The organism is Bacillus yapensis (assembly GCF_005280205.1).
Classification (GTDB): domain Bacteria; phylum Bacillota; class Bacilli; order Bacillales; family Cytobacillaceae; genus Robertmurraya; species Robertmurraya yapensis.
Map to the genome: position 1 here is coordinate 271,329 of NZ_SUND01000002.1, position 12,686 is coordinate 284,014.

General features: G+C 36.1%; 15 protein-coding genes. 7 read left to right on the forward strand and 8 right to left on the reverse strand.

Annotation, left to right across the window (positions count from 1 at the left end):
* Positions 1-97: 97 nt before the first annotated feature.
* The 3 genes from ade to FAR12_RS03695 all read right to left on the reverse strand — a co-directional run bounded on the left by ade (position 98) and on the right by FAR12_RS03695 (position 4,416).
* Entirely contained in the window at positions 98-1,843 is a 1,746-nt protein-coding gene (ade, locus tag FAR12_RS03685; protein ID WP_246010285.1) for an adenine deaminase, read from the reverse strand.
* A 195-nt stretch (positions 1,844-2,038) separates the two neighbouring features.
* Complete coding sequence (locus FAR12_RS03690; RefSeq protein WP_126406394.1) at positions 2,039-3,742, reverse strand: IS200/IS605 family accessory protein TnpB-related protein; 1,704 nt, start codon at positions 3,740-3,742, stop codon at positions 2,039-2,041.
* A gap of 203 nt (positions 3,743-3,945) precedes the next feature.
* Entirely contained in the window at positions 3,946-4,416 is a 471-nt protein-coding gene (locus tag FAR12_RS03695) for a nucleoside deaminase (protein ID WP_126406397.1), read from the reverse strand.
* A gap of 308 nt (positions 4,417-4,724) precedes the next feature.
* On the opposite strand from FAR12_RS03695, the gene FAR12_RS03700 reads away from it, so the two are divergent.
* On the forward strand, positions 4,725-5,243 hold the full coding sequence (locus tag FAR12_RS03700) for a hypothetical protein (protein ID WP_126406400.1): 519 nt from the start codon (positions 4,725-4,727) through the stop codon (positions 5,241-5,243).
* Positions 5,244-5,280: 37 nt separating this feature from the next.
* On the opposite strand, the gene FAR12_RS03705 is transcribed toward FAR12_RS03700, so the two are convergent.
* The 3 genes from FAR12_RS03705 to FAR12_RS03715 form a co-directional block, all read right to left on the reverse strand.
* Positions 5,281-6,102 (reverse strand): STAS domain-containing protein, encoded by an 822-nt coding sequence (locus FAR12_RS03705; RefSeq protein WP_126406403.1) that lies wholly within the window; start codon positions 6,100-6,102, stop codon positions 5,281-5,283.
* Positions 6,103-6,267: 165 nt separating this feature from the next.
* Entirely contained in the window at positions 6,268-6,717 is a 450-nt protein-coding gene (locus FAR12_RS03710; RefSeq protein WP_126406406.1) for a DinB family protein, read from the reverse strand.
* Positions 6,718-6,812: 95 nt separating this feature from the next.
* A complete protein-coding gene (locus FAR12_RS03715) occupies positions 6,813-7,427 on the reverse strand; it encodes a TetR/AcrR family transcriptional regulator (protein ID WP_126406409.1) in 615 nt (204 codons plus the stop codon).
* A gap of 196 nt (positions 7,428-7,623) precedes the next feature.
* On the opposite strand from FAR12_RS03715, the gene FAR12_RS03720 reads away from it, so the two are divergent.
* From FAR12_RS03720 to FAR12_RS03730, 3 genes are all read left to right on the forward strand, one after another.
* Complete coding sequence (locus tag FAR12_RS03720) at positions 7,624-8,385, forward strand: SDR family oxidoreductase (RefSeq protein WP_126406412.1); 762 nt, start codon at positions 7,624-7,626, stop codon at positions 8,383-8,385.
* Positions 8,386-8,556: 171 nt separating this feature from the next.
* Positions 8,557-9,360 (forward strand): hypothetical protein, encoded by an 804-nt coding sequence (locus FAR12_RS03725; RefSeq protein WP_126406415.1) that lies wholly within the window; start codon positions 8,557-8,559, stop codon positions 9,358-9,360.
* Between the two features lie 34 nt (positions 9,361-9,394).
* Entirely contained in the window at positions 9,395-9,817 is a 423-nt protein-coding gene (locus tag FAR12_RS03730; RefSeq protein WP_126406418.1) for a hypothetical protein, read from the forward strand.
* A gap of 4 nt (positions 9,818-9,821) precedes the next feature.
* Here FAR12_RS03730 and FAR12_RS03735 read toward each other — a convergent pair whose 3' ends face one another.
* Both FAR12_RS03735 and FAR12_RS03740 read right to left on the reverse strand, forming a co-directional pair.
* Positions 9,822-10,271, reverse strand: coding sequence for a hypothetical protein (locus FAR12_RS03735; RefSeq protein ID WP_126406421.1), 450 nt, complete (start codon positions 10,269-10,271; stop codon positions 9,822-9,824).
* Between the two features lie 86 nt (positions 10,272-10,357).
* Positions 10,358-10,834 carry a hypothetical protein gene (locus FAR12_RS03740; RefSeq protein ID WP_126406424.1) on the reverse strand — a complete coding sequence of 159 codons (477 nt, stop codon included), beginning with the start codon at positions 10,832-10,834 and terminating at the stop codon, positions 10,358-10,360.
* Between the two features lie 104 nt (positions 10,835-10,938).
* On the opposite strand from FAR12_RS03740, the gene FAR12_RS03745 reads away from it, so the two are divergent.
* From FAR12_RS03745 to FAR12_RS03755, 3 genes are all read left to right on the forward strand, one after another.
* A complete protein-coding gene (locus FAR12_RS03745; RefSeq protein ID WP_212734375.1) occupies positions 10,939-11,319 on the forward strand; it encodes a DUF2500 domain-containing protein in 381 nt (126 codons plus the stop codon).
* Between the two features lie 62 nt (positions 11,320-11,381).
* Positions 11,382-12,203, forward strand: a complete 822-nt coding sequence (locus FAR12_RS03750; protein WP_126406427.1) for a VanW family protein — start codon at positions 11,382-11,384, stop codon at positions 12,201-12,203.
* A 16-nt stretch (positions 12,204-12,219) separates the two neighbouring features.
* A complete protein-coding gene (locus tag FAR12_RS03755; RefSeq protein ID WP_126406429.1) occupies positions 12,220-12,624 on the forward strand; it encodes a hypothetical protein in 405 nt (134 codons plus the stop codon).
* The last annotated feature ends 62 nt before the right edge of the window (positions 12,625-12,686 follow it).

A 12,686-nucleotide genomic window follows, 5' to 3' on the forward strand; every position in this document is an offset into this window, starting at 1 on the left:
AGTATAGCATTAAAAGAACATATGGAGTTTTATGATTGAGAGATAAGAATATTACTATAAAGAAACAGCTTAGGTGAATTTCACCCAAGCTGTTTTTTCAATTAGCTCCAATTTCCACATGTTCAAAGCTTGACACTTTAAACAGACCTGTATCGGTAAGCTTCAATTCCGGAATTACTGGTAGTGTTAAAAAAGATAATGTTAAGAACGGGTTGAATTCAGAACCAGCACCGATGGCTTTTAATGCCTCATTTAACTCATTTAATTTAAAATTCACCTTTTGATAAGGTTGGTCAGACATCAATCCAGCGATCGAAAGCGAAAGGGAAGCAATTACTTTTTGGTCTTTCACAACTATGAGTCCACCTTGCATATCCCTAATCATATTTGCAGCAAAAGCCATATCTGTATCATTGGTCCCTGCGACTACAACGTTGTGAGAGTCATGAGCGATAGTTGTTGCAATGGCACCAGAATGGAAGCCGAAGCCTTTGACAATCCCTAGTCCTATAAGCCCGGTCATATGATGGCGTTCAATCACAGCTAGCTTCAATTGGTCCTTTACTGTAGATGGCTGGAAAAAGCCTGTTTCACACACATCTGTCTTTTCGATTAGATGTTTCGTGACAAGGCTGTTTGGAATAATTTCGATGATATTCGATTGATTTAAAGGGTGGACAATTTGAAAATCACTTGGCAGTATTTCATGAAAATGAACGGTATTCGTCAACTCTCTTGTATCCTTCATGTTGTCTTCTTTTGAAAAAGGGAGTACCTGGCCATCTTCTACCACTAGGTAACCATCTTTATAGACCCTCGATATTTTTATCGTCTCTAAATCATCTAAAAGGATAAAATCAGCTTGATATCCGGGAGCGATTGCTCCTTTAGTACTTAGTCCAAAGCATTCAGCTGCGTTAATTGTTACCATTTGTATCGCTGTAATGGGGGCGACTCCTAACTTTATCGCCATTCTCACAATATGATCGACACTACCTTCGTCTATTAAGTCATCCAAATGTTTATCATCAGTGACTAATAAACAGCGTCTTGAATTTCGTTCATTAACAGCTGGGAGAAGCTGCTTCAAATCCTTGGCCACTGTACCTTCTCGTATCATCAGATACATTCCTCTTCTTAGGCGTTCCTTTGCCTCTTCAGCAGTTGTACTTTCATGATCCGTTCTAATGTGAGCTGACGTGTATACATTAAGGTCATGAGGTGAAAGTCCGGCACCATGCCCATCAACTCTTTTTCCATGCTTTAGTGCATCTGAAATTTTTGTAAGCATATCCGTGTCCGCTGCTAAAACTGCAGGGTAATTCATGACTTCTGCAAGCCCTAGTACTCGAGGATGTTGATAGAACGGCTGTAAATCTGAAGCTTCTAAAGTTGCTCCTGAATGTTCAAACTGAGTAGCTGGTACGCAGGATGGAAGCATAAAATAAAAATCAAATGGCAGATTTTCGGAATCATCAAGCATATATTGAATACCATTTTCACCTGAAACATTGGCGATTTCATGCGGGTCAGCTATAACCGTGGAAACACCATGGGAAAGAAGGACTTTTGCAAATTCGGTTGGAGTTAACATCGAAGACTCAATATGAACGTGTCCATCAATAAAAGTAGGGGAGATGTATCGACCAGCAGCATCGATCACATTTCTACCTTCGTATTCACCAATTCCAACAAATACTCCATCAACGATAGCGATGTCTCCCGTACTAATTTCTCCATTAAATACATCTATAATTTTCCCATTTTTGATCACTGTGTCTGCTGGTTCTTTACCAGAGGCAACCGCAATTCTTTTACTCAAATTTTCCTTCAACTGAATCACCAGTCCCTTTTCAATAAGTCTCTTTACCCATCATATCATTTCCAGAATTGAAAAAAAGAAAAATGAAATCTTTAAGAGTAATTAATAATCTAGCATTGAACTACCCCCACCTAAAATCCCAATGGATTTTTGAGGAAGGGGATTCCTAAAAAAGGCTACTAAAGTAAAGAGTTTAGTAGACCATTGCCTGTTCAACTAGGCAATGGGTTTTCTACTTTTCACCTTTGACAAACCTTTTTCCTCCAAGTCTGAAAGAGCCCCTTGAGGAAAGAGTTGATTCATTGAGTCAATCTTGTCGCAGGCGAAAAGTTCTATCTGATAGAACGTGTGTTTACGAACATCGGATAGGCATGATGAAACCCACTTCCACTGCGCCCAGTGATGTAGACCTGCTATCTTCTCTGGTAACAGGGAATGCAACACTGGTGGAAGCGTTTCTTTGAAACCCATTGCACGTCGTGCAATCACATAAGAAGCAGCTTGATGAATCGAAATTCCCAATCGCTTCATGTATTTGATTTTACCAATTTGGGAGGTGTACGCTGGATTTACATCAAACACGGCTACCCCAATTTTCTCTGCTCGGTTTTTAATAGCAGAAATCATTTTATTGTACGCAAATTGACTCATCACTTTATTGGCTTTTCTATTGCCGTATGGATGAGATACTTTTGATTGGTTGGTATTTAATTTTTCCAAAGCAATAGGTTGATTTAACTTCATCGCTAAATCAACAATAACTACTGCTTTGTTTTCAATCACTTTTGTAATTTGTTCAGACGTTTTCGTTTCCAAATTGAAAGAAAACACACCTGATTTTATCAGTTGCCCTTTTGCATTGATATTGGACCATGCGATGTGGTCTACATTTAAATCCAGACCTAATAAGCCGTCTGCACGACTATGATTCTTATGAGGATTCTCTGGCACATCAACTACACATTTGAAAATATAGTAGTCCCCATGATCTTCAATAGACCATGCAATGGGTTTTCCGTATTTCTTTTTGTTTTTGCAGTTCATCTGTGTTTCAATTGCGTGGTCAACCTGTTCTTGACCATATGGAAATACAAGGTTTTCAATCTTTATCTTAGTCCCATCCGGGGTTGTGAAATGAAGTTCTCGCGTCTCTGGAATATAACAAAACACGAAATTGCCGACTTTGGCATCTTTTCGTCCACTAATCGTCATTTGATGATAGCGAGCTTGTTCCCAATCTTTTCGCCATTGTTGATGGTCGTTTTGATAATTTTCTATTGTGTGTTGAGCCTTGAATAACTTCTTCGTGCCAAAAACTACACTTTTAGTGTTATGTTTTAAGCCTTCTAGCTCCTTTTGCAATCTATCTAATCTGAATTTCAATCGACCTAATTTATTTCTAAAATGAGCGATTTGGACATCTAAATAGTCATGTTCAAATTGATAAGCGTGATAGTAAATGTCAGATCTAAGTTTAAATTTCACCACAAAAAAATGGCCAAATTGTTGTTCTCTGGAGGTTTGATTGAATTTTGGATTTCCGTTTACAAAGGATTGTTTGATTATTAAAAGAGTCGTTAAATGGCGTTTGGTTGATTTCATTTTCTTTTTAACCGAAGTCATTTGAACTTCTTTGTTTTCGATATACATTTTTTGAAGTTCCTTTTGAGATTTGAACAAGGCGTTTGCTTCTTGAACAGCACTACCTGCATAATGATCATTCAATTGAAAACGTTCTTTTACAGTAAGATGCAGAGATTTTTTTCTCCTCGATTCATTCGAACGTTTTTCTAATACTTGTGTTTGAAATGCAAAGTGTTTAGAACGATTAAACAAAAGAAGGGTATGAGAAATAGAGTCGTTATATTTTTCAGGTAACGTATTTTTGTATACACGAGTAGAAAAATAGGTTTTCCTCATTTCTCAACCACACCACCCAAAAGAACATTTGTTCTTAATTTTATTTTACCAAAAATTCATAACCTTGTCCCTTTGTTTTCATTTAATTCCGAAATTAGACACAAAAAGCGATTCATCTCCTCCCTACGTAGTTGAGGAAGGAGTCTTCTCGCTAGTGTTGATAAGTTCAGTTTCGAGATAGGCGAAAACGTAAATTCCTACTGTTAATAATGAGTTTTAGCGGTAGATTCTTCCCACAATGCAAAAGGAAGATTGTATTGATCCAATTGAATTTGTTTCATCAATATTCTTCTTTTCTCTATCGGAAGGGCAAGCTCCTCATATATAAACTGGTCATCAAATCCAATCTTCGCAGCGTCTTCTTTCGTACTCGCATAGTATACGGCTTTCGGGCGTGCCCAATAAATGGCACCAATACACATTGGACAAGGCTCACAGCTAGTGTATATTTCACAATCATCTAGCTGGAACGAATTTAAATACTGACATGCGGCCCTGATGGCTTGAATCTCAGCGTGAGCAGTTGGATCATTTGTAGCGGTAACTTCATTTCTTCCAACCGCAATGATTTTTCCATTTTGGACAACTATTGCACCAAATGGGCCGCCATGTAAGGATGTAACATTTTCGAGCGCGACATTTATCGCTTTTTGCATTAGCTCAGTCTCACACATGTCGATTCCCCTTTCGCTGTATCGTTTTAAAAAGGTATTTCAGCTATTATTCTATATGGTGTAAGAATTTTCTATCTATTTGTTAGATAATTTAACATATTTTCTACACAAGAAGACGGGAGGTAGAATTCGATGTAAGAAAATCTTAAACATGTAATTAGGAAAAAATGTTCCGAATAATAGAATGAATATTAGAAAAAATACCAGCTATTTTGTGAAATTATGAAACAATTTCCATTTTCAATCGTCTGTATAGAATGAGGTTATATACTTATGTCCTTTGTACCATTTTTTAGGGGTGAGGAAACATGAAGCAGAGAACATATATGATGTTGTTAGTATGGATTGCGATAGTGATGGTACTGCAAGGATGCGGCACTACAAAGGCAGAAACTGCTTCAAGCAAGTTAATCCACGCAGAAAAGACTTTGCCGTTAGATTATTTTGAACTAGCAGAGCAAGGTGTTCTCGTATATAAAGCATCAAACCAGGATGAATACAAAGAATTATGGGAGAAGTTTAGACTTAAAGAGGAATTACAAAATGAAATGGACTGGGAGCAAAACGTAGCTATTTTTCTAGGTATTGTTGAATCAGGCTCGTGCCCACTTCAATTTAAATCTGCTGAGTTAGCGGAACAAAATACCGAAATACTGGTACACTTAGAAGGAAGTTCCGAGATGTCTTGTACAGATGATGCTACACCTCGGACAATTGTGATTGAGATGAATCAAAATGAATTAGCTGGTGTAGGATTTGTGAAAATAGATAATTATTTTGGGATCAATCCAAGAGTCGAATTTCACCAGTTGGAGGAAAGTAATTGAAAAAAGGAGAGGTAGAAAAACTACCAACTCCTAATTGTTATCTAAAATATTCCTTCAATGCTTGTTGTAACGTTCCTAATGTTATTGTGTTTTGATCAAAAGTGAAACCAAGAGACACTATTTTTCTTACTACATCAGGTCTTAGCCCTGTTATGACTGTGTCGCATCCCATCATGGTACCACCATCAATTACCTTCATCAATTGGTCGATTACATCTGGTTCCATATCTGCAATGCCTGATAAATCCATAATCAAAGTTTGGATCCGTGATAAGCCAATTCCTGTTAGTACTTTCTCTTGTAGAACATTCATTCTTAATGAATCCATTGATCCAATTAAAGGTAATATCGATACGGAAGGATTGATTGGAATAATAGGGACTGACAATTTCTCCACCAATTCTCGATGTGCCTTAATTAAAGTATCCTTATAGGTCGAATATTTGATAAAGAACGTGTTCAAAAATCGATCCACCTGATTATTAATTTGTCGTTCTAAATCAAAAAAATCTTTGATGTCAGAGGCAATTTTGTATTCTTGGAATACTTGGATAAAACTCCACAATGTTCTCCGAATTGCTTGGATCCATTCCAGTTTGAAGGTCAAGTCGATCGAATGAGTTGCCCATGCTATTCCTTCTTGCTTCGCAAATATGGAAAGCTCTTCTTCTTTTCCCTCAATGATGTAAGAAGCAAGTGTATGAGCATTATTAACTAAGTCGATATTCCCGATTGCGAGAATTTCATCGATCTTATCCTTAACGTTTACTGCTTCTGATAAGAGTTTTCTTTCGAATTCCAAATGATTCGCTTCAATGAATTCTCTAAGGTTAAATGTATCTTTATAAGTATATTCCATCACGTACCTCCATTTGAAAGACTACTAAACTATTACCCATTATTTTATAGTATAAACCTTTTTGACTAGAATTTTTTACCTATTTTTCTTCATAAGTTCAATAATTCGAATTAATAGAATGACCATATTACAAAAATTAAAAGCAACGAATTACTCCTTCTTGTTTTAAAATAGGGGCTTCCTAAATCGATTGAGGTGTGCGATGATAGCAATTTGTCCAGTGTGGTACGCTTCATGTGTAAAAATATGATGAAAGAGCCACTGTATAGTTGGTTCAGAAGGTGGGACCCAACCATCTGAAAATGTTGGGACCTCAATGGCATTGTTGAATTTGTCTAGTTCAAGGGATTGCAAAAGGATATCCGTATGATTTCTTATTTGTACGTAACTATTTAAAAGCTCAGAAGGTGTATTATTTTCATCTATTTGAAGAAAAGTCTCTTTTTTTAAGTAAATGCTATTAATCCAGTAATCTTCACTCGTGGCAATATGTGAAACAATCCAAGCGATTGATTTTGGATAAGCACTTGATTTCTTATACCAGTCACTTGGATCCAGTTCTGTTAGATACGGAATTAGGGTTTTACGTATATCATTTCGAAAGGGGAAGAGCATTTAGAAACCACCTTTTATATGTATTTTCTTTTTAGAATTCACTGATATTGGAACTAAACATATGAGGATAAAACATTAGAGAGAAAGGAAATTGATTATTTCTCTTTATTACTGTCTTCCAAATGTGATTTATAAACACTGTTTCCATGCGTGTTCTTAATAATTTCAAGTAATTGTTCGGCCATATAGTTTGAGCTATAGCTAAATCCTTGATTGACCCATTCAATAATCATGCCAAAAATGGCATAAGCATAGAAGCTAGCCTGAATCTCTCGATTGATTTTTTGCCCTGTTACATTGTCGTATAGATCCTGTAATGCTAAATTCTTAATCACTTCACAAATTTTATATTGAAAACCAGATAAGCTAGTAGACTTTACGATTAATGTGTAGAAGCTCCCATACTTGCTGACATGGTCAAAGATCTTGATTGCTGAAGATGAAAGATTTCTTACATCAAAAGTATCGATGCTTTTATATGGTTCACGATATGAGTTCGTTAAATCGGTTATGACATCATCGATAATTTCCTCTAAGATATCATCTTTGTATTGATAGTGCTTATAAAAGGTACCCCGATTTAAGTCAGCTAATTTAACAATATCCGTGATTGTAATTTCTTTGAAGTCCTTTTCTTGCATTAAGGAGAGTAGAGATTCTTTTAATGCTTGCTTGGATTTTATGATTCTACGGTCGATGTTCATAGCCATTTTGTCCCCTCTATTGTTCAATAAAATGAATTAATGTACAAATAACAGATGAACTGTTGCTAAATAGACAAATCCAATCTTGTTTGCTGATTGAAACTGTTATGTACAATGATTATACTATAAGTGAACTTAGATAATGAACAAATGTTCACTAAAATCTAAGGGAAGCGTTTACAAAAGGATGGAGGGTATTTTAATGAAACTTCAAAACAAAGTTGCTGTTGTAACAGGGGCTGCATCAGGTATGGGGAAAGCCATTGCAGAATTGTATGGAAAAGAAGGGGCAAAAGTTATTGTTGCCGACTTAAATCTAGAAGGTGCTTCAGCGGTGGCAGAAGGCATTAATAGTAACGGTGGGGTAGCGAAAGCGATCCAAGTCAATGTGGCAAAATTAGAAGATGTTGAAAACATGATCGACACTGCTGTAAATGAATTTGGTACTCTAGATGTTCTTGTGAACAATGCAGGTATTATGGATGGATTTGAGCCTGTTGGTGACATTACTGACGAGCGTTGGGAATTAATTTTTGATATTAATACAAAAGGTGTTATGCGTGCAATGCGTAAAGCAATCCCAATCTTCTTAGAAAAAGAAAAAGGGAACATCATTAACATCGCTTCAACTGGTGGATTAAATGGTGCCCATGCAGGTGCTGCATACGTTGCTTCTAAGCATGCGGTTGTTGGTCTAACTAAGAATACTGGTTTCATGTATGCACAAAAAGGTATTCGCTGTAATGGTATCGCACCAGGTGCGGTCATGACGAATATTGCAGCTTCTATGAAAAATGTCAATGAGTTTGGTGCTAGTCGTGCACAAGTAACACAAGGTGTTATTCCGCGTGCTGGACAAGCAGAAGAAATCGCACAAGTTGCCCTTTTCTTAGCTTCTGATGAATCTAGCTTTGTAAATGGAACAATCGTTACTGCTGACGCTGGTTGGACTGCAGCATTCTAATAAAAAATGCTCTACTTCGTTATGAAGTAGGGCATTTTCTTTTTAGCTGTTTTCTATAACTGAAATTGGCTTTCCACAACGCACAAATATCTTGAATCACTTCAATTGTGAATAAAATTACCAAATATATCAAAAAATAACCTTAACAAATAAAAAGTTAAGGAAACCCTCATGAGAAATTTTAACCCAACAAATCCACTTGAACCATCCAAAAAAAATCGTAAGTATAAAGCATATGTAGGTATTTTTGGTACAACCCAACTTCATCTGAGGAATCCTTATGTTATCGCATGGTGGTCAGCTGCTTTTCCTGGTTTTGGTCACCTCCTTTTGTCAAAATATCTGAGAGGTTATGCCTTATTTATATGGGAAATCTTTTTGAATAATATGTCACATTTAAATCAAGCAATGGTATTTACTTTTACCGGAAATATTGGAATGGCCAAGGAGGTCCTAGATCATAGATGGACGATCATGTATATACCTGTCTATCTTTTTGCAATTTGGGATAGTTATCGAACGACTGTTGATATTAACCGAATGTTTCTTTTGGCTGAACGGGAAAATGCCGATTTTAACTCGTATGTGATTGCTGGCTTAGAAATTAACTATTTGGATAAAAGAAGACCACTTAATGCTGTTATTTGGTCACTGTTTTTACCGGGATTGGGCCAGTTATACATCCATCGAGTTGTGACTGCTATTTTTACCATGGTATTTATGGTGGCGTTTGTTTATTATTCTAAATTTCTTATAGCGATTCATTATCTTTTTATGGGGGATATCAGTCAGGCGACAGAAGTGCTTGAAGTACAATGGCTATTATTTATACCGTCACATTATGGGTTTGCAGTATATGATTCTTACGTCAATACAGTAGAAAATAATAAGTTGTTCGAGAGTGAACAACGCAAATACCTTATTGAAAACTATCAATTAAATCGAGTTAAAATACTTGTGGGGGAAATGAAGTAAATGCAAATTTTCTACATTTGAGCATTCATCCTATTTGGAATTAGCAATCACTTCTATAGAGCAACTGGGCATTACTAGAGAAAGTATTCTTGCCGTTCCTCTAAACAATAGAGTAGAGGAAAGACGACTTTTTGATACACTTCATCGTGCCGATGGAATTAGTCTTTTTGATAAAGGGGCTGCAATTGGAACGGCATTTTCTGTTGTTGGAGCAAGCATAGGGTTTGTACTTGAGTGGGGTCCGATATATTGGGGTCTTATTGGGGCTGTAGCAGGATTTATATTGGGATTCCTTATTGATGTTTTTATTTTCAAAGTGGTTCATAAAAGGGAAAGAACGCTTAGAGGTAAAAAGTCAGAAGTCGTTTTAGTTGTTGAATGTAACAAAGAATTTGGAGATAAAGTAGAACAATTGCTTTGGGAGAACCTAGCTTTAGGAGTTTCGAAAGTCGACTAAGGGATTATCGGATGAACTTACGAATGAACCAAGAATGCCAATATAAAAAGATACAGACAACAGCATAATATATGACTGAATAGGTAATATTCCAGCCTTTATAGTGTACATATTCAAAATACCTTGCAAGCTGTTCATAAGATGTAGAGAAGATGATGATAAATATGCAATACCAAATGCTCTTCTTTATTTTAATTGGCATGAAATTTAGAAATATAATCCCAAAAAAGGCTGGTAAGGTAATTTCGATCATCAAATCTATTAGTTGGGGTCCTGGCTTATCCAAGAGATCATAGAAATCAAAAATTTCCCCTATAGCTAAGTCTGAAACAAGGACAATAAATGATATTACAATCCATGAAAAGTATATTTCTGGGAACGACAATTTTTTAGGCATGAAAATGATTATAGTTGCTAGTATTATGTAGGATGCAACGATAAAAGAAATAGTCATTTCTTTTCCCCTTTACCCAAAGATAGTAACTCCTATTATCCCACAATCGTCTTCCAATATCCCAAATTTAGAGGCACAGATTGCCTTTATCTAGTCACCCTTTCTTTATAATTGCCGTCCTGCCATTTGAAATATCCGTAAATAAGAACTGCTTGTGTCACGAAGATAAAAAATCTGCCCCATGTTGTAATATTCTTAAGAGTGTAAATGCCCAGTACATCTTGTAAAAAGTAGTGAGCTGGAAAGACGGCGAACATGAAATCTAAAATGATGTTCGTCATCAAATAAATCCAAAACTTTTCATATGTAAAGTAAAAAATCCACATGGTGATGACTGGAAAAGCTCCAAGTATTCCTGAAGTAAATAAAGGGCGTAAAGAAGGAAAAAGAACTGTGTGTAATTCCCAGTGCTCTTTGTTAAAAGAGTATACGTTGTAAAGCAACATTAAGAGAGTCGCAAAAAGCCCGGCTGGCATATAGCGTTTTATCGATTCTTTTTTCATGAAAAATAAGGTTAACCATGGTCCGATGAAGATTGCCCATAATATAATTTTGTTCAGCATCCTATTCTCACCCTTGAGTCAATTATTTAATTAGTATTTTCTCCCAACATACAACATATACGAAATTTTTCTGTAATGTTAAAATAAGGAAAAGGGGGATTTGTATGTTTATGTTTGAGGATTTTATGTTTCAGACTATACCAATCATTGTTGGAATCATTTTTATTATTGTAATAGGTGGTATTCTTTTTACAGCTATTAGAGGAATTTCGCGTTGGAGTAAGAATAATAATTCTCCAGAGCTTACTGTACGTGCTAAAGTTGTCGCTAAAAGGGCAGCGGTTCGGGGCGGAGGAGAGACAAGGGCTTATAATGATTACTTTGTCACCTTCGAAGTCGACAGTGGTGACCGTATCGAATTAGAAGTAAAGGATATAGACTACGGCATGCTGGTTGAAGGGGATGTGGGTGAACTGAGTTTTCAGGGTTCTAGGTATCTTGCATTTAGTAGAACTGGCAAAAAGAACTGGAATGAAATTGTTTAATACATGAACATAGCATTTAATAGTGGTCGAGCTCTTTAAATGTGAGGAAATGAGGGGTTATTTTGTTGTCGTTAAAGCCTAAAGCCAGAAGTCCTCTTAGAATTTTTCTTGGTAAAAAGTATTATCGTTTAAAAAGGTATTATGAATGGTTTAATGGCTCAAAGAAGTATGCTGAATCCAAAGAATCCAATTTGTTAAAAGAAGTTATTTTTACGCACAAATCCTTACTTTTACGCGAATTGAAAGATGTTGATCTATGGTTACAGTATAACAAGGTGAAAAACTTGAAAATCGCCACAAATAGATTAAACAAAGTGGTGATTAGACCTGGAGAAACCTTTTCGTACTGGAGATTACTAGGCAATACAACAAAGCGAAAAGGGTATGTCGATGGCATGATCTTGTTCTACGGTAAGTTCATACACGGAACTGGTGGTGGATTATGCCAGTTATCGAATCTGATCTATTGGATGACTTTACATTCTCCTTTAAAGGTTACTGAAAGACACCGACATAGCTATGACGTTTTTCCAGACTCAAACCGAACTCAACCATTCGGGAGCGGAGCAACTTGCGCTTACAATTACATGGATTTGCAAATCAAAAATGAAACAAATAGTACATATCAATTAGTTCTATATTTGACCGACACTCATTTGGTTGGAGAGTGGAGATGTGAGGTTCCAACTGTAAAAACCTATGAGGTTTATGAAAAGGAGCATATGATTACCCAAGAGTTTTGGGGAGGATATGTGAGGCATAATCTCATTTATCGCAAGGTTTTTAATCGTGAAAAGGTCCTCCTTGATGATGAATATGTAACGGAAAATCATGCGATTATGATGTACGAGCCATTTTTAGAAGAACCAAAGGCAAGTGTTTAGTAGAGGAAGTGGTCAGATGTCGAAACGAGAAAAAGTGAAGGTTTATGGGAGTCGATTTTGCTATCTATATTTAATCACAATACTGGTGCTTTACGGTGTCGGCCCCAATTCTCTCTTTCCATTTGAGATATCAGGTAGAGTATTAGCAGTTTCACTTATAGTGTCATTTTTTATTTCACTTATATTAGGGAGAAATCAACCAAAAGTAAAAGATAAATCCCAACAAATATCTAGTAAAATATTTGAATCGTTATTAGTCATTTACACTGTGGGAGCGTTGTTCATCTTTTCTTATTATGGTGGGTCTGAATTTTCAATAGATGAGCAACCTCTTATTTACGTCGTATCAATTTTCTATTTAACGCTTATTTCTATTAAACTATTCATTCTATATAGAAAGAATAATAATGAAAAAGAATGAGTCATCCTTTTGGGTGGCTCTATTAATTTAGGTGAAAATTTCAAACAAATCCAGTCTCATCA

What these genes read in the sequence shown, in the direction of transcription:
- FAR12_RS03690 (WP_126406394.1), bottom strand. Translation starts at nt 3,742, where the DNA reads ATGAGGAAAACCTATTTTTCTACTCGTGTATACAAAAATACGTTACCT.
- FAR12_RS03695 (WP_126406397.1), bottom strand. Translation starts at nt 4,416, where the DNA reads ATGTGTGAGACTGAGCTAATGCAAAAAGCGATAAATGTCGCGCTCGAA.
- FAR12_RS03700 (WP_126406400.1), top strand. Translation starts at nt 4,725, where the DNA reads ATGAAGCAGAGAACATATATGATGTTGTTAGTATGGATTGCGATAGTG.
- FAR12_RS03705 (WP_126406403.1), bottom strand. Translation starts at nt 6,102, where the DNA reads ATGGAATATACTTATAAAGATACATTTAACCTTAGAGAATTCATTGAA.
- FAR12_RS03710 (WP_126406406.1), bottom strand. Translation starts at nt 6,717, where the DNA reads ATGCTCTTCCCCTTTCGAAATGATATACGTAAAACCCTAATTCCGTAT.
- FAR12_RS03715 (WP_126406409.1), bottom strand. Translation starts at nt 7,427, where the DNA reads ATGGCTATGAACATCGACCGTAGAATCATAAAATCCAAGCAAGCATTA.
- FAR12_RS03720 (WP_126406412.1), top strand. Translation starts at nt 7,624, where the DNA reads ATGAAACTTCAAAACAAAGTTGCTGTTGTAACAGGGGCTGCATCAGGT.
- FAR12_RS03725 (WP_126406415.1), top strand. Translation starts at nt 8,557, where the DNA reads ATGAGAAATTTTAACCCAACAAATCCACTTGAACCATCCAAAAAAAAT.
- FAR12_RS03735 (WP_126406421.1), bottom strand. Translation starts at nt 10,271, where the DNA reads ATGACTATTTCTTTTATCGTTGCATCCTACATAATACTAGCAACTATA.
- FAR12_RS03740 (WP_126406424.1), bottom strand. Translation starts at nt 10,834, where the DNA reads ATGCTGAACAAAATTATATTATGGGCAATCTTCATCGGACCATGGTTA.
- FAR12_RS03745 (WP_212734375.1), top strand. Translation starts at nt 10,939, where the DNA reads ATGTTTATGTTTGAGGATTTTATGTTTCAGACTATACCAATCATTGTT.
- FAR12_RS03755 (WP_126406429.1), top strand. Translation starts at nt 12,220, where the DNA reads ATGTCGAAACGAGAAAAAGTGAAGGTTTATGGGAGTCGATTTTGCTAT.